The organism is Roseovarius indicus, assembly GCF_008728195.1.
GTDB lineage: Bacteria > Pseudomonadota > Alphaproteobacteria > Rhodobacterales > Rhodobacteraceae > Roseovarius > Roseovarius indicus.
Window position 1 is genome coordinate 5259189 of the sequence record NZ_CP031598.1, and the last position, 16817, is coordinate 5276005.

Here is a 16817-nt window from a genome sequence, read left to right on the forward strand (position 1 = left end):
TCACGCCCAGTCGCGGCAGACGTACTTGATCTCCATGAACTCTTCCATCCCCCGGCGCGCGCCCTCGCGGCCAAGGCCAGATTGCTTGACTCCCCCGAACGGAATGGGCGCACCGGTCACCTTGGTGCGGTTCACCGCCACCATCCCGAATTGCAGCGCCCGGGTCATCCGGTAGATCCGCCGCGGATCATGGCTGTGCACATAAGCCACCAGCCCGTATTCCGTGGCATTCGCCTTGGCGACGACCTCTTCCTCGGTGTCGAACGGCGCAATCGGCGCCACCGGGCCAAACGTCTCGTCCCGCATGATCAGAGCCTCATCCGGCACATCGGCCAGCACCGTCGGCTCATAAAAGAGCGGCCCCAACTCATGCCGCTTGCCGCCACACAGAAGCTTGGCGCCTTTCGACAGCGCGTCGGCCACGTGCTCTTCCTGCTTTGCCACCGCGCCTTCGTTCATCAGCGGGCCGATATCGGGGTCCTCCATGCCCTTGCCAATCGACAGGGCCTGCGTCGCCTCCGCGAACCGCTTGCAGAACTCCTCGTACACCGGCCGCTCCACGAAAATCCGGTTCGCACCAAGGCAATCCTGCCCCGAGGTCGCGAATTTCGCCTTGATCGCCTCGGTCACAGCCCGATCCAGATCGGCATTCTTGAACACGATCACCGGCGCATGCCCGCCAAGTTCCATCACCAGCTTCTTCACTGTCTGCGCCGAGTCCCGGTATAGGAGCTGCCCCACGGCGGTCGACCCGGTGAAGGACAGCGCCCTCACCCGCGAATCCGACGTCCACGGCGGCACCACGGTCGAGGCCCGGCCCGTCACCACGTTGAACACCCCCGCCGGCACGCCCGCGCGCTCGGCCAGTTCCGCCAGCGCCAGCGCCGAGAACGGCGTCTCGTGGCTCGGATGCGCCACCACGGAACACCCGGCCGCAATCGCCGCCGCCGCCTTCCGCGTCAGCATCGCCGACGGGAAGTTCCACGGCGTGATCAGCGCCACAACGCCCACCGGCTCCAGCCACAGCTCGACCTCCGCGTCGGGCAAGTGGCTCGTGACCCCCTCGATATTCGGCCGCTTGGCCTCCTCGGCGTAATACTCCACGAAACTTGCGGCATAATCGATCTCGCCCCGCGCTTCCGACAGCGGCTTGCCCTGTTCCAGCACCATGATCCGCGCAAGGTCTTCCTTGTGCTTGATCATCAGGTCGAACCACCGGCGCAGGATGGCCGACCGCTCCTGCGGCAACGTCATCGACCAACTGTCGAACGCGGTCTGCGCCACGCCCACCGCCTCGGCGCTTTCCTCCGCCGACAGCATCGCCACGTCACCCAGGAAATCACCCGTCGCCGGGTCATGCACCGCCAGCGTCTCGCCCGACTCTGCCGCGCGCCATTTGCCACCGATATAGGAAAAACTGCGAACAAGGGCCTTGTCGCCGATATCCGCCGTCGCCGTGATTGCCGTATCCAGCATAGCCATACTCCATCTCCTTGTTGAGGCGGAGTATGAGACGACCTTCCAAGCAAGTGAGACTGAACTGTGCCGGGCTCGCAGAAGATTCTTCTGCGGCCCCAAACCCCGTAGGCCGGGCTTCAGCCCGGCACTTACCCATCCCCCAACAATATATCCAGGGGCGGCGCCATGCCCCCCTTCACCCGCTTCGTCACCACGTAGGTAAAATACTTCGCCAGCCCGACCCGCGCATCCAGCATCGCATCGATCAGGCGCTGGTAACTGTCGATATCCCGCGTCACGATCTCCAGCAGGTAATCGAACCCGCCGCCCAGCGCCCAGCAGCCCACGATCTCCTCGTAGCCCTGCACCGCATCCTCGAACACCCGGAACGCCGCAGCCGTATGATCGGCCAGCTCCGCCGCCACGAACACCCGCACATATGGTCCGAGCTTCTTCAGGCTGATCTCGGCCCGATACCCCTCGATCACCCCCGCCTTCTCAAGCTTGCGCAGCCGCTCCCAGCACGGGCTCGCCGACAAACCCACCTCCTCGGCCAGCTCCGCCTTGGTGATCCTTCCCCGCACCGACAGAACCTTCAGGATGTCGAGATCGCGGTCGTCCAGACGCACCATGCCCTAAAGTTTCCGGCTATCGACAAGGTAAGGCAGCCGCGCCTGCGCCGCCGCGACCCGGTCAAGATCGATGTCGAGCGTCACGAAACCTTCCTCACCCACCGGCACGCCTGTCACCGCACCATCCGGCGCCACGATCCGCCCGCCACCATAGAAGCCCAGCCCATGCAATTCGCCCGCATGATCTGCATACCCGATGTAAATCCCGTTCTCGAACGCACGCGTCGGCACCACCTTCTCGGCCACGAACCCCCAATCGGCACCCAGCGCCGTCGGCACCAGCACCAACTGCGCCCCGCCCAGCGCCGCCTGTCGCAGGCTCTCGGGGAATTCCACCTCGTAACAGATGATCATCGCGACCTTCACACCGCCCACCTCGGCAAAACTCACAGCCTCGCCCAGCCCGAACGCCTCAACCTCGAAACTCTGCGGCGAGGCCAGCCTCTTCCGGTGATTGGCCAGCAATTGACCCTCCGGCCCGATCAGCGCGGCGGAGTTGTAGACACCATCCTCCCCCCGTTCGGCATAGCCCCACGCCAATGCCGTGCCGTACAAGATCGCCAACCCCGCCATCCTCTTGGCAAACGGCCCGTCCGGCGCCTCGGCCAGCTTCCCGTAATCCGCCTTGGCGTCATACCCCGTCGCGAACAGCTCCGGGCACAGGACCAGATTGCAATGCTGCCCCGCCATGTACTTCTCCAGCCCGGCCAGCTTCTCGTCCTGCGTCGCCCCCGCGCGGCACTGATACACCCCAAGCTTCATGACTTTATCACCGTCCCGGCATCACCACCCGCCAGCTTCGCAGCCACATGGCTGGCAATCGCCGTATCCTGCGCACCCGTCCCGGTCAGGTCGGCAATGGTAACATCCTCGGCAGCCTTACGCCCCGCACTCTTCTTCGTGATCACATCGCCCAGTTCCACCGGCGCGCCTCCTGTCCATAGCCCCGCCGCGATCGCACTGCGAAGCTCGCCCAGTTTCTCGGTCTGGCTCCCCCGGTCGGCGACATACAGATCCGCCGCCACAAGCGCCTTCGCCTCGACCTCGTTCTTGCCCTCCTGGTCCGACCCCATCGCCGTCACATGCAACCCGGGGTGCAGCCACTCGGCCTTCAGCACCGGCTCCTTCGCCGGCGTCGTCGTCACAACCAACTGGCTTTCCGCCACGAGTTGCGCCGGATCAGAGACGATTTCCGCCTCCACGCCCAGCGAATTCTTCAGGTCCTTCGCACACTCCGCCGCCTTCTGCTCATCCCGCCCCCAGACGATCACCCGCTCGAACGGCCGCACCAGGTGCGCCGCCTGCATCTGCAACCTGGCCTGCACCCCGGTGCCGATCACCCCGGCGGTCGTCACCACCTCCGGCGCCAGGTGCCTTGCCGCCACGGCGCCCGCGGCAGCGGTCCGAATATCCGTCAGGTAGCCATTGTCCAGGAAAAGAGCCTTCACCAGCCCCGTCTGAGCCGAAAACAGGATCATCAGCCCGTTCAGCGACGGCAGCCCCAGCTTCGGATTGTCGAAAAACCCCGGGCTCACCTTGATCGCGAACCCCTCGAAACCGGGGATATAGGCGGTCTTCACATCCACCTCGCCGTTCGCCGCCGGCAAATCCATCGACAGGATCGGCGGCATCACCACCTCGCCCCCGGCCAGCGCGGCAAACGCCGACTCGATCACGTCGACAGTCTCGAGGTCCAGCGCCACCACCTCGCGCAGCTCCGCCTCGGTCATGATCCGGATATCATTCGCCATCACTCTCTCCCTTCACCAGCTCACCGGCCAGCTTTTCAGCACGCTCCAGCGCCTCGGTGTCACTCATCACGTCGCCCGCCGCCCGCACGTTGCACGACCTTATCAACTCCCGCCGCGCGAACCCCATCCGGTTGAGCGCCGGCCCGTACTGCTCCAGCAGATCGCCGTACAATTCCGACCCCTCGCCCTGCACCTGCACAAGCACCAACGCGAGGCCGGGCTTGAACTCCGTAGGCTCCGGATTGGTCAGGTAATCGGGTCTGAACAGGCCGAAAAACCGGTCAAGCGCCAGCTTCATCTGCCCCGTCATGTTGCAGAAGTAGATCGGCGTCGCGAGCACCAGTACATCGGCGCCCTTCACATCCTCCAGCACCGGCGTCAGGTCATCCTCCGGTCCGTCGAGCCCGGCGGCGCCATCCCCCACATACCCCGAATACTCCAACCCGCGCAGCGCATGGGTCAGGATCTCCGCCCTCTGCGCCTCCGCCGCTTCGCAGAATCGCGACGCCAGCTGGTCACTGTTCCCGCCCGGCCTCGGGCTCCCCAACAGGCAGACAACCTTACTCATGCCGCCCTCCGATAAGGTTTGCCCTCAACCGTCACATCGCCCAACTGCACGTCCTGCCCCGTCACGATTCGCGTGAACATATCCATATCAAGGTTCCGCCCCGTCACGATCGTCGCCGTCGGCCCGCTCAGCTTGACCTTCCCGGTCAAAACCGCCGCCAAACCGACCACGCAAGCCCCCTCCGCCACGATCCGATCCTCGTAATAGAGCACCTGCATCGCGTGATAGATCTCGTCCTCGCTCACCAGCACCACATCGTCCAGAAGGTCACGGCACATCGGAAAGGACAGCTTGTTCGCCATCCCGATCCCGCCGCCCAGGCTGTCGGCCAGCGAGGCCACTTCCTCGACCTCCACCGGATGCCCGGCCCTGATGCTCTCATACATCGCCGCCCCCCGGTCCATGGTGATCCCCACCACCCGAATATGCGGCTTGATTGCCTTCGCCGCCAACGCCACCCCGGCGGCCAGCCCGCCACCGGACAACGGCACCAGAATCGTCTCTAAATCAGGCCGTTTCGCCATAATCTCCAGCCCGATCGTCCCCTGACCGCAAATCACAGCCGGGTCGTCGAAGGGCGAAATTTCCACCAACCCCTCCTCCTCGACCAGCCGCAGCGACTCCGCCAGCGCGTCATCCTGGCTCCGCCCCGCGATCCGCACCTCGGCGCCCAGCGCCCGTATGCCATCCACCTTCGCCTGCGGCACCAGCTCCGACATGCAGATCACCGCCCGCATCCCTTTCTCGCGCGCCGCAAACGCCACCCCGCGCCCGTGATTGCCCGTCGAACAGCACGTCACCCCCGGCGCATCGCTCACGCTGGCAACGGCATTGAACGCTCCCCTCAGCTTGAAGGCGCCGATCGGCTGCATGTTCTCCAGTTTCAGCAGGAACTCCTGCCCCCCGGCCTCCGTCATGAACGGCGACGGCACAAGGGGCGTCCCATCCGCCACCCCCCGCAAGACTTGCGCGGCGGCATAGATATCGGCCAGTGTCGGCGTCATGGTTCACTCCCTCGTCTTCCGGGCACTCTTGCCCCCGGTCCTGCCTACGTCAACTCCGCCACCGCCCGGAGGTTCAAAAACGACACCGGGGGGCGGGTTTCTTGGGGCAGGCCGGGCATTTGCCCCCCACGGTGCCACGGAAACGACCCCTAATTCAGGATAACGCATGCTCCAGAAAGACCTTCCCTTCTCCCAGACCGAATTCGACCGGCGGCTCGAACTGACCCGCATGGCGATGGAGGACGCGGGCATCGACCTGCTTTTCGTCACCGACCCCTCGAACCAGAACTGGCTGACGGCCTATGATGGCTGGTCCTTCTACGTGCATCAGGGCGTGATGGTCCCGATGGAGGGCGATCCCATCTGGTGGGGCCGGCGCATGGATTCCTTCGGCGCCCGCCGCACCTGCTGGATGGCAGAGGAACAGATCCTCGGCTATGGCGACCATTTCGTCCAATCCACCGAACGCCACCCGATGCAGGATCTGGCCGGCCGCATCTACGCGCTGGGCCTCGGCTCCGTCCGCATCGGTGTCGAGATGGAGAACTACTATTACTCCGCCAAGGCGCACGAGGTGCTGACCGAGATGCTGCCCGACGCCACCTTCGTCGATGCCACCGCGCTGGTGAACTGGCAGCGCCTGATCAAGTCGGAGGAGGAGATCGCCTTCATCCGCAAGGCCGCGAAGATCTCCGAAAAGGTCGTGCAAACCGCCATCGACAAGGCCGAACCCGGCCTCAAGAAGAACGAGCTCGTGGCCGAAATCATGAAGGCCGGCATCGCCGGCGTCGATGACATCTGGGGCGACTACCCGGCTATCGTGCCGCTCACCCCCTCCGGCCTCGACGCCACCGCCGCCCACCTCACGTGGAACGGCGATGAGATGCGAAAAAACGAGGCCACCTTCTTCGAACTCTCCGGCTGCTACCGGCGTTACCACGCTCCGCTCTGCCGCACGGTCTACCTGGGCAAGCCGCCCAAGGAAGTGCTCAACGCTGAAAAGGCCCAGCTGGAGGGCATCGAAGCCGGCCTCGCCGCCGCCCGCGCCGGCAACCGCGCCTGCGACATCGCCAATGCCTTCATCGGCGTGCTGCAAAAACACGGCATCCACCGAGAAGGGCGCTGCGGCTATCCCATCGGCCTCTCCTACCCGCCCGACTGGGGCGAACGCACCGCATCGATCCGCTCCGAGGATGAAACCGTGCTCGAACCCGGCATGGTCTTCCACTTCATGCCGGCCCTCTGGCTGGAAACCTGGGGGCTCGAGACCACCGAGACCATCCTCATCAAGGAAACCGGCGAGGCCGAGACCCTCTGCGACATGCCCCGCAAGCTCTTCGTCAAGGACTGAGCCACGTAGGCCGGGCTTCAGCCCGGCCCCCGCAAACCAAAAAAGGCAGCCCTCCCAGGCTGCCTTTTCCATGTCGGTTCAGACCCTGTTCCGGCCAAACAAGCCTCAGCTCGCCGCCTTCATGAGGCCCTCGTCCTCAAGCTGCTTATGCGCCAGGTCAAGCGCCTTCCACGCCCGGTCGGCCAGCATGTCGACCTCGTCCTTGGTGATCACCAGCGGCGGCGAAATCACCATCCGGTCGCCCACGTGGCGCATCACCAGACCGTTGGCAAAGCAATGTTCGCGGCAGATCAGCCCGGCCGTCCCCTTGTCGGCCGCGAACGCCGCGCGGCTCTCCTTGTGCGGCGTCAGCGCGATCGAGCCCATCAGCCCCTGGATCTTCGCCTCGCCCACCAGCGGGTGGTCGGCCAGCGCTTCCCACTTGCCTTTCAGGTAGGGCGCCGTCTCCTTGCCGGCCCGCTCGACGATGCCTTCCTCGTCGAGAATCCGCAGGTTCTCCAGCGCCACGGCACAGGACACCGGATGCCCCGAATAGGTGTAGCCATGCGAGAACTCGCAGCCGTTCAGCACATCCGCCACCTCGTCACACACGACCGACCCGCCAATCGGCGCATAGCCAGAGCTCAGGCCCTTGGCGATGGTCATGATATGCGGCTTGATGCCAAAGCTCTCCGAGGCGAACCAGTCACCGGTGCGCCCGAACCCGCAAATCACCTCGTCGGCGATCAGCAGGATGCCGTACTTGTCACAGATCCGCTGGATCTCGGGCCAATAGCTCTTCGGCGGAATGATCACGCCCCCGGCACCCTGGATCGGTTCGCCGATGAACGCGGCCACCTTCTCGGGGCCCAGCTCCTCGATCTTCTCTTCCAGCTCCCGCGCGCGCATCAGCCCGAACTCTTCGGGGTCCATGTCGCCGCCCTCGGCATACCAATGGGGCTGGCCGATATGGTGAATGTTCTCGATCGGCATGTCGCCCTGCTCGTGCATCGGCACCATGCCGCCAAGGCTGGCGCTGCCCATGCTCGACCCGTGATAGGCGTTCATGCGCGAGATGATGATCTTCCGCTCCGGCTGGCCCTTCTCGGCCCAATAGGTGCGCACGAGACGGATATTGGTATCGTTCGCCTCCGACCCCGAGCTCGCAAAGAACGTGTGATTCAGGTCATAGGGCGTCAGCGACGCGATCTTTTCCGAAAGCGCGATCGCCGGCACGTGGGTTGTCTGGAAGAACGTGTTGTAATAGGGCAGTTCCTTCATCTGGCGCGCCGCCGCCTCGGCCAGCTCGTCGCGCCCGTAGCCCAGGTTCACGCACCACAGCCCCGCCATCGCGTCCAGCATCTCGTTGCCGTCGCTGTCGGTCAGGGTCACGCCGTTGGCCCGGGTGATGACGCGCACACCCTTCTTGTTCAGGTCGTGCCCGTGGGTGAACGGATGCAGATGGTGCGCCGCGTCGAGCGCCTGCAGTTCAGCCGTGGGCATGTGATTGGTGATCATCGTCATGGCAAAACCTCTTCTGGCAGGAATCACGTGAAAGCGGCCTCTGCCGCGGTCAGCCCCAGAATATGATCAAATTATACGATGTCAATCGAATCAGGTCGCAGGCCCCGGTTTGCCGAAGGAAAGCCGCACCTGCTCCATTCCCTGAACCACGTCGTCGCAAATCGCCTTCGCCGCGCGCTCGCCATCGCCGGCCCGCATCGCGTCGAGCACCTCCTTGTGCTTGTCCGGCAGGTTCTGCGTGCCCATCCGCCCACACACCACCCGAAGCGACGGCCCGAAGCGCAGCCACAGCCCGTCTGCCAGGTTCGCAAGGATCGGCTGATTGGCCAGATCATAGATCGCCTTGTGAAACGAATAGTTCCGCTCCAGGTAAATCCGCAGATCGCCGGTCTCGATCGCCCGGTCCAACTCGGCATCCAACTCGGTCAGCCGGGCAAGGTCTTCCCCAGTCGCCCGCTCGGTCGCGCACTTGGTCAGGTAAGGGTCAAGCCATTGACGCGCAACGATCAATTCGCTCACATGATCCGCCGTCAACTGCGGCACAGACACCCGCCTGTTGCCCTGGAACTCCAGCGCACCCTCCGCGATCAACCGCCGGATCGCCTCGCGCACCGGCGTCATCCCGGCGCCCATCCGATCGGTCAGCCCCTGGATGGTCACCGCCTGCCCCGGCGCAAGGTCGCCGAACAGCACCAGCGCCCGCAACTGCCGGTAAATCAGCTCATGCGCCGGTAGCCGCCCGGGGTCTTCCTCCGGCCTGCCCATTTTTTGTGCCGCGATGTTCATCCGTTGGTTCATCTCTCTCCGTCACCTCCCGAGTGTCCTTGCGAGTTTAACGACAAGGTGGAAACATTACTATATTGCCATGCGCGGAAATTTTTGATCAAATCCGCAACCAAGGCATGAGAAGATGCCGATCCAACGGGAGAACGACATGAAAACGCTGTTACTGACGACCGCAGCCGCGCTTGCGATGGGCACGGTCGCCGCCTCGGCTCAAGAGGTGCGCGTCTACAACTGGTCCGACTATATCGACGAGGACCTGCTCACCAAATTCGAAGAGGAAACCGGCCTCGACCTCGTCTACGACGTGTTCGACTCGAACGAAGTGCTGGAAACCAAGATGCTCGCCGGCGGCTCGGGCTACGACGTGGTCGTCCCCTCCGGCACCTTCCTGCAACGTCAGATCATGGCTGGCGCCTTCCAGAAACTCGACAAGGAACAACTCCCCAACCTCGAGAACATGTGGGACACGATCCAGGAACGCACCGACGCCTATGATCCGGGCGGTGAATACTCGATCAACTACATGTGGGGCACCACCGGCCTCGGCGTGAATGTCGACAAGGTCAAGGAAGCGCTGGGCGAAGACGCCCCCATGGGCTCGCTCGATCTTATCTTCGACCCCGCCAACATGGAAAAACTGGCCTCCTGCGGCGTCCACTTCCTCGACGCCCCGACCGAGCTCATCCCCGCGGCGCTCGCCTATATCGGCGAAGACCCCGACAGCCACGACCCCGACGTGATCGCCAAGGTCGAACCGGTGCTGGAAGCGGTCCGCCCGCATATCCTCAAGTTCCACAGTTCCGAATACATCAACGCGCTCGCCAACGGTGACATCTGCGTCGCCTTCGGCTGGTCCGGCGACATCCTCCAGGCCCGCGACCGCGCCGACGAGGCCGACAACGGCGTCACCATCGCCTACAACGCACCCAAGGAAGGCGCGCTGATGTGGTTCGACCAGATGGCCATCCCGGTCGACGCCCCCAACCCCGAGGGCGCCCACACCTTCCTCAACTTCATCATGGATCCCGAGAACATCGCCGCGGCGTCGAACTACGTCTATTACGCCAACGGCAACAAGGCCTCGCAGGAACACCTCGTCGAGGACGTGATCGAAGATCCGGCGATCTACCCGGATGAGGAAACGCTGGAGAATCTCTACACCACCACGCCCTACCCGGCGAAGGTGCAGCGGGTCGTCACCCGCCTCTGGACCAAGATCAAGTCGGGCACCTGAGGCCCCGCCTATCGCGGCCCGCGCGAAAATCCTCGCGCGGGCCCCTTTCCACATGCAATTCGGGGAACAGGCATGGGGCAGACCGTTTTCGAGCCGTGGAACGACCCGGACGCCAAGCCGCTGATCCAGTTCAGGAACGTCAGCAAGCGCTTCGGCGAATTCACCGCCATCGACAACCAGTCCTTCGATATCTACGAGCGTGAATTCTTCGCCCTTCTCGGCCCCTCGGGCTGTGGCAAGACCACGATGATGCGCATGCTCGCCGGCTTCGAGACGCCAACCGAGGGCACCATCCTGCTCGGCGGGCAGGATATCGCGCCGATCCCCCCCAACAAGCGCGCCGTGAACATGATGTTCCAGTCCTACGCGCTCTTCCCCCACCTTTCGGTCTGGGAAAACATCGCCTTCGGCCTCAAACGCGACCGCCGGCCCAAGGACGAGATCGACATCCGCGTCGCCGAAATGCTCAAGCTCACGCGCCTCGAACAATTCGCCCGCCGCAAACCTCACCAAATCTCCGGCGGCCAGCGCCAGCGCGTCGCCCTCGCCCGCTCGCTGGCCAAGGCCCCCAAACTCCTCCTCCTCGACGAACCCCTCGGCGCCCTCGACGCCAAGCTGCGCCAGGACACCCAGTTCGAGCTGATGGACATTCAGGAGAAAACCGGCACCACCTTCGTCATCGTCACCCACGACCAGGAAGAAGCGATGACCGTCGCATCCCGTGTCGCGGTGATGGATCACGGACGCATCGTTCAGGCCGACATCCCCGCCAAGATCTATGAACAACCCAACTCCGTCTACGTGGCCGACTTCATCGGCGAGGTCACCATCATCGACGGCACCGCCACCAAGGCCGACGAGGGCTACGAGATCGACTTCGCCGAGGGTCAGCCGAAACTCTACTGCAAGACCGACAAGCAACTCGCGAACGGCCAGAGCGCTCACATCGCGATCCGGCCCGAAAAAGTCTCTATTTCAGCCGAAAAGCCCACGGATCGCCGCAACATCCTGCACGGCAAGATCGACGACATCGCCTATCTGGGCAACATCTCGACCTATCACGTGAAGCTTCCCAACGGCAAAATCGTCAAGGCGCAAACCGCCAACACCCGCCGCCTCGCCCACCGCCCCTTCACATGGGAAGACGAGGTCTACCTCAGCTGGTCCGACACCGCCGGCGTCTTGCTGGAGCGCTGAGAGATGCGCCGCGCCGTCCTCATCCTCGTCCCCTATCTCTGGCTTCTGGCGCTGTTCCTCGTGCCCTTCCTGATCGTGCTGAAGATCAGCCTGTCGGACATCGCCCTCGCCATCCCGCCCTACACGCCCACGCTCGACCTCTCGACCGGATGGCAGGGCGTTAAAGACTTCTTCGCCGCCCTCGACCTCGAAAACTTCGAATTCCTCACCACCGACGACCTTTACTGGAAGGCCTACCTTTCCTCGGTCAAGATCGCGGCCATCGCCACCTTCCTCACCCTCTGCGTCGGCTATCCCATCGCCTACGGCATGGCCAACGCGCCTGATCACTGGCGCCCCACGCTGATGATGCTGGTGATCCTGCCCTTCTGGACCAGCTTCCTGATCCGCGTCTATTCCTGGATGGGCATCCTTTCGACCGAGGGCTATCTCAACCAGTTCCTCCTCGGCATCGGCCTCATCTCCGAGCCGCTGACCATCCTCAACACCAACACCGCCGTCTATATCGGCATCGTCTACACCTACCTGCCCTTCATGATCCTGCCGATCTACGCGGCCCTCGAACGGCTCGACGGCTCGCTTCTCGAAGCGGCCGAAGACCTTGGCTGTTCCCGCATGTCGGCCTTCTGGCTGGTCACCGTGCCGCTCTCGAAAAACGGCATCATCGCCGGCTGCTTCCTCGTCTTCATCCCCACTATCGGCGAATTCGTCATCCCCTCGCTGCTCGGCGGCTCACGCACGCTGATGATCGGCAAGGTCCTGTGGGAGGAGTTCTTCAACAACCGCGACTGGCCCGTCGCCTCCGCCGTCGCCGTCATCCTGCTGCTGATCCTGATCATCCCGATCATCCTCTTCCAGCGGAACGAGCAGAAACAGCGGGAGGCCGACCAATGACCCACGCCACCCAGTCGAAATCTTCAAAAGATTTCGAACAGATTTCTTTTCAAGAAATCGCCCCCCACCCGGAGGCCACCGCATGAGACGCCTCACCTGGTTCAACGCCACCTCCCTGACCCTCGGCTTTGCCTTCCTCTACCTGCCGATGGTCATCCTCGTGGTCTACAGCTTCAACGCCTCCAAGCTCGTCACCGTCTGGGCGGGCTTCTCGACCCGCTGGTACGGCGAGCTCCTGCAGAACGAGGCCTTCCTCGACGCCGCCTGGGTCACGCTACAGGTCGCCGTGGTCAGCTCCACCATCGCCACCGTCCTCGGCACCATGGCGGCCCTCGTCCTCGTCCGCGCCGGCCGCTTCGCCGGCCGCACGCTCTTCTCCGGCATGATCTACGCCCCGCTCGTCATGCCCGAGGTCATTACCGGCCTCTCCCTCCTCCTCCTCTTCATCGGCATCGGGCTCGACCGCGGGGTGTTCACCATCATCCTCGCCCATACCACCTTCTCGATGTGCTACGTCTCGGTCGTCGTCTCTTCCCGCCTCGTCAGCTTCGACCGCTCGCTCGAGGAAGCCGCGCTCGACCTCGGCTGCACCGCGGCCGAGGCGTTCCGCCTCGTCACCCTGCCGATCATCGCCCCCGCCGTCATCTCCGGCTGGCTTCTGGCCTTCACCCTGTCGCTCGACGACCTCGTGATCGCCTCCTTCACCGCCGGCCCCTCCTCCACTACCCTGCCGATCAAGATCTGGTCGTCGATCCGGCTTGGGGTCAGCCCGGAAATCAACGCGCTGTCCACCATCCTGATCGCGATCGTCGCGGTCGGCGTCATCACCGCCTCGCTGATTTCCAAACGCGCCTCGCTGCGCCAGCAGGCCGACGAACAGGCAGCCGCAAGAACATGACCAATCTGAAACACATCTGGGAACCCGCCGCATACGGGCCCGAACCGATCCGCGATTGCTGGTGGGCCGACACCGTCACTCCCGGCGACTGGCCCGCGCTGGAGGGCGACACCACCACCGACGTCGCCATCGTCGGCGCCGGCTTCACCGGCCTCTCCGCCGCCCTCCACTTGGCCGAGGCCGGCATAAACGTCACCGTTCTCGACGCCCAGCACCCCTTCTGGGGCGCCTCGGGCCGCAATGGCGGCTTCAACTGCCTCGGCGGCGCCAAGGCCAGCCATGACGAGATCGCGAAGAAATTCGGCAAGTCCGAAATGTACGAGTACGCCAAGGCCGAACGCGCGGCAGTCGAAACCGTGGGCCACCTCGTCGACCGGCTCGACCTCGATGTCGATCGCCATTCCGACGGCGAAACCATGCTCGCCCACCGGCCGAAAGACTTCGAACACATGCGCAAACGCGCCGGCCACATCAAGGAGCTCTACGGCGTCGAACCCACCGTCATTCCGCCCGAGGAACTGACCCAGGCAGGCCTCAACGGTGGCTTCCACGGCGCGGTGACAAACCCGCTCGGCTTCGCCCTCAACCCCCGCAAATACGCACGCGGCCTCGCCCACGCCGCCCGCGACGCCGGCGCCGCCATCCACGGCCATTCGGCCGTCACCTCCATCGAGCCGGACCAAGGCGGCTACCGCCTCCACACCGCCTCCGGCTCCGTCCGCGCGAAGAAATTCATCATCGCCACCAACGGCTATAGTTCCGACAACCTGCCGCCATGGATGGCCGCGCGCTACCTGCCCACGCAATCCAGCGTCATCGTCACCCGCCCCATGACCCAGGAGGAGCTCACGGCACAGGGCTGGACCAGCTACCAGATGTGCTTCGACTCCCGCCACCTCCTGCATTATTTCCGCCTGATGCCCGACAACCGCATGCTCTTCGGCATGCGCGGCGGGCTCAGCCATACGGAAAACACCGAAGCCGCGATCAAGAAGAAAATCCGCGCCGACTTCGACGCCATGTTCCCCGCCTGGCGCCATGTCGAAACGCCCCATTACTGGTCCGGCTTCGTCTGCATCTCGCGCGATCTCCTGCCGTATGCCGGCCCGATCCCGGGCATGGAGGGCGGCTTTGCAGCCTTCGCCTACCACGGCAACGGCGTCTCCATGGGCAGCTACTCCGGCACCATCCTTGCCGACCTCGTGCAGGGCAAAACGCCCGCCACCCCCTACCCGGCACCGATGCGCCACACGCCCCGCCGTTTCCCGCTCGGTCGCTTCCGCCGCCTGCTGATGCGGCCGGCCTACCTGCAATACGCCCTGCACGACCTCTGAGGCGGCGGCTCAGCCCTGCGGCGTCTTCGCCTCCCGCGCCTTCCCGCGCTGCAGGCCCAGATGCCGCTCCCGCAGTATGATGGTGATCCCGGCAAGGATCACCAGCGCCGCGCCCAGAAGCATCGGCCCGGTCGGCACCTCGTCAAAGATCACGTAGCCGATCACGATGGCGAACAGCATCGAGGCATAATCGAACGGCGCAATCACGCTCGCATCGGCAAACCGATAGGCCGAGGTGATGAAGATCTGCGCCAGCCCCCCGAACAACCCCGCCAGTATCAGAAGCACCGCCTCCCGCCCCTCGGGCATGACCCAGGCAAAGGGCGTGCCCGGCAGGGCAAACCCGATCAGCATGGTCATGAGCGACAGGATGGTCGAGGTCATCGAGAAATAAAACACGATCGCACTGGTCTGCTCGGTCTGCACCAGTTTGCGGATGTATATCTGCGCCAGCGCCGCACAGGTCGCCCCCAACAGCACAAGCACCGCGCCAACGGCCTCCGCCGTCTGCACCGTCGGGCCCGACAGCGTCGTCAGCCGCGGCGCCAGCACGATCAGCACGCCGACAAGCCCCAGCGCCACGGCGCCGATCCGGAACACCCCGACCTTCTCGTCCAGAAACATCGCGGCGAACACCACCACGAGCAGCGGCGCCGTGTAGCTCAGCGCCGTCACCTCCGGCAGCGGCAAAAGCCCCAGCCCGGCGAACATCAGCGCCATCGCCGTGGTTCCCACCACCCCACGCCAGAAATGCCCCATCGGCGACTTCACCCTGAGCCCCGTCGACAGGTCCCGCCGGATCACCAGCCAGGCCAGGATCACCGGGATGGCAAAGAACGATCGGAAAAACACCGCCTCACCGGGCGGCACATGCTCAGACGTCGCCTTGATCAGCGACGACATGATGATGAACAGCAATACGGCACAAAGCTTCAGGGCAATGCCCTTGAACGGCGACATCGGCACGCCTCCCTGCCCCCTGATTGGCCCGGCCCCGCCCAAAGGTCAACAAGGGCCGCGCGCAAATCCGCCATGCGCCGCTCGCCTCGCCGTCGGATGCCTCCGGCGGGGATATTTGGACCAAGAAGAAGCAAGGCCGCCCCAAACCTTCTTCTGGCCCAAAACATCCCGGGGGTTTGGGGGCAGCGCCCCCAAGGCCTGCGTGGCCCGAACGCAAAACCAACCTGTTGCGCCGAAAGGCGCGCCGCTTATCCGCCCTTCGCCGCCCACAAAAGTTTCCGCCCGCCCGCTTCCTTGCTGGGCGTCACGCCGAACGCCGCCTTGTAGCTCCGCGAGAAATGCGAGGGGCTCACGAACCCGCACAACACGCTCACCTCCGCCACGGAAAGCTCGGTCTGCCGCAACACCTGCCGGGCCCGCTCCAGCCGAAGCGAAAGGTAGTACTTCGCCGGCGACGTCCCCAGGTGCTTGGCAAACAGCCGTTCCAGCTGCCGCGTCGACAGCCCCACCGCCTCTGCCACCTCGTCGGGGCTCAGCGGCTCCTCGGCATTGTTGCGCATCGTCTCGACTGCCAACGCCAGCTTGCGGTCGCGCACGCCCGTCCGATCCTGCACCGGGATCCGCTGCGAATGGCTGTGATCGCGCGGCGCGGTGTAAACCATCTGTTCCGCCACCCAGTCGGAAATCTCCGACCCGTAATCCTCGTGGATCAGATGCAGCATCAGGTCCATCGACGACGCGCCCCCCGCACAGGAAAACACCCGCCCGTCGACCGAATAGATCTTGTCCTCGATACTCACCCTTGGCAGCGCCTCGACCAGCGCGGTCTTGTACTCCCAATGGGTCGAAATCCGCTTCCCGGCGATCAGCCCCGCCAGCGCCAGCGTATAGGCCCCGCTCGACAGCGAGCCGAAACTCAAGCCCTTTCGCGTCTCCCGCCGCAGCCACGCCAGAACCTGCTTCGTGCTCCCCGCCGCCACATCCTCGCCGGCACAGACCACCAGCGTGTCGTCCCGCTTCAGCTCGCACAGCCCGTCGTCGACCTGCACCGTCACGCCATTCCACGCAGCCGCCGGCCCGCCATCGGCACTCAGCAGCCGCCACGTGTAATACTGCCGCCCGCTCGCATGCCTGTTCGCCAGCGTCAGCGCCTCCAGCGCACAGGTAAAGCCCAGCATCGAAAAGCCCGGGATGAGCAGGAAAACATAGCGCTTCGGCTTGTCCGGTGCCGTCATCCCAGGCCCTTC

At 64.5% G+C, this 16817-nt stretch carries 16 protein-coding genes; 6 read left to right on the top strand and 10 right to left on the bottom strand.

The features are described 5' to 3' along the window. From RIdsm_RS25385 to eutB, 6 genes are all read right to left on the bottom strand, one after another. Entirely contained in the window at positions 1-1476 is a 1476-nt protein-coding gene (locus RIdsm_RS25385; protein WP_057812273.1) for an NAD-dependent succinate-semialdehyde dehydrogenase, read from the bottom strand. Between the two features lie 131 nt (positions 1477-1607). Further along, entirely contained in the window at positions 1608-2087 is a 480-nt protein-coding gene (locus RIdsm_RS25390; RefSeq protein ID WP_057813263.1) for an Lrp/AsnC family transcriptional regulator, read from the bottom strand. A 6-nt stretch (positions 2088-2093) separates the two neighbouring features. Beyond that, positions 2094-2852 (bottom strand): nitrilase-related carbon-nitrogen hydrolase, encoded by a 759-nt coding sequence (locus RIdsm_RS25395; RefSeq protein ID WP_057812271.1) that lies wholly within the window; start codon positions 2850-2852, stop codon positions 2094-2096. Continuing rightward, a complete protein-coding gene (locus RIdsm_RS25400; RefSeq protein ID WP_057812269.1) occupies positions 2849-3841 on the bottom strand; it encodes a cyclodeaminase in 993 nt (330 codons plus the stop codon). The genes RIdsm_RS25395 and RIdsm_RS25400 overlap by 4 nt, the downstream gene beginning before the upstream one ends. Further along, positions 3831-4409 (bottom strand): flavodoxin family protein, encoded by a 579-nt coding sequence (locus tag RIdsm_RS25405; RefSeq protein ID WP_057812268.1) that lies wholly within the window; start codon positions 4407-4409, stop codon positions 3831-3833. Before RIdsm_RS25405 ends, RIdsm_RS25400 begins: the two co-directional genes overlap by 11 nt. Next, positions 4406-5413 (bottom strand): hydroxyectoine utilization dehydratase EutB, encoded by a 1008-nt coding sequence (eutB, locus tag RIdsm_RS25410; RefSeq protein ID WP_057812266.1) that lies wholly within the window; start codon positions 5411-5413, stop codon positions 4406-4408. Before eutB ends, RIdsm_RS25405 begins: the two co-directional genes overlap by 4 nt. A gap of 166 nt (positions 5414-5579) precedes the next feature. Here eutB and RIdsm_RS25415 point away from each other — a divergent pair, with 166 nt between their 5' ends. Next, positions 5580-6764 (top strand): M24 family metallopeptidase, encoded by a 1185-nt coding sequence (locus RIdsm_RS25415; protein ID WP_057812264.1) that lies wholly within the window; start codon positions 5580-5582, stop codon positions 6762-6764. A gap of 105 nt (positions 6765-6869) precedes the next feature. Here the strand turns inward: RIdsm_RS25415 and RIdsm_RS25420 are convergent, their stop codons facing one another. Together RIdsm_RS25420 and RIdsm_RS25425 are read right to left on the bottom strand one after the other, a co-directional pair. Next, a complete protein-coding gene (locus RIdsm_RS25420; RefSeq protein WP_057812262.1) occupies positions 6870-8267 on the bottom strand; it encodes an aspartate aminotransferase family protein in 1398 nt (465 codons plus the stop codon). A gap of 90 nt (positions 8268-8357) precedes the next feature. Next, positions 8358-9065 carry a GntR family transcriptional regulator gene (locus RIdsm_RS25425; RefSeq protein WP_236553162.1) on the bottom strand — a complete coding sequence of 236 codons (708 nt, stop codon included), beginning with the start codon at positions 9063-9065 and terminating at the stop codon, positions 8358-8360. 136 nt (positions 9066-9201) lie between these two features. Between RIdsm_RS25425 and RIdsm_RS25430 the strand changes: the two genes are divergently transcribed. From RIdsm_RS25430 to RIdsm_RS25450, 5 genes are all read left to right on the top strand, one after another. Continuing rightward, a complete protein-coding gene (locus RIdsm_RS25430; protein ID WP_057813259.1) occupies positions 9202-10287 on the top strand; it encodes a polyamine ABC transporter substrate-binding protein in 1086 nt (361 codons plus the stop codon). Positions 10288-10359: 72 nt separating this feature from the next. Beyond that, entirely contained in the window at positions 10360-11484 is a 1125-nt protein-coding gene (locus tag RIdsm_RS25435; RefSeq protein ID WP_057812260.1) for an ABC transporter ATP-binding protein, read from the top strand. Positions 11485-11487: 3 nt separating this feature from the next. Next, positions 11488-12378 (top strand): ABC transporter permease subunit, encoded by an 891-nt coding sequence (locus RIdsm_RS25440; protein WP_057812258.1) that lies wholly within the window; start codon positions 11488-11490, stop codon positions 12376-12378. Positions 12379-12460: 82 nt separating this feature from the next. Then, the gene (locus tag RIdsm_RS25445) at positions 12461-13276 is read left to right on the top strand and encodes an ABC transporter permease (protein WP_057812256.1); all 816 of its coding nucleotides are present in this window, start codon (positions 12461-12463) and stop codon (positions 13274-13276) included. After that, positions 13273-14610, top strand: coding sequence for an NAD(P)/FAD-dependent oxidoreductase (locus tag RIdsm_RS25450; protein ID WP_338049627.1), 1338 nt, complete (start codon positions 13273-13275; stop codon positions 14608-14610). The genes RIdsm_RS25445 and RIdsm_RS25450 overlap by 4 nt, the downstream gene beginning before the upstream one ends. 9 nt (positions 14611-14619) lie before the next feature. Here RIdsm_RS25450 and RIdsm_RS25455 read toward each other — a convergent pair whose 3' ends face one another. After that, a complete protein-coding gene (locus tag RIdsm_RS25455) occupies positions 14620-15570 on the bottom strand; it encodes a DMT family transporter (RefSeq protein WP_057812254.1) in 951 nt (316 codons plus the stop codon). Positions 15571-15818: 248 nt separating this feature from the next. Beyond that, a complete protein-coding gene (locus RIdsm_RS25460; protein ID WP_057812252.1) occupies positions 15819-16805 on the bottom strand; it encodes a GlxA family transcriptional regulator in 987 nt (328 codons plus the stop codon). Between the last annotated feature and the right edge of the window lie 12 nt (positions 16806-16817).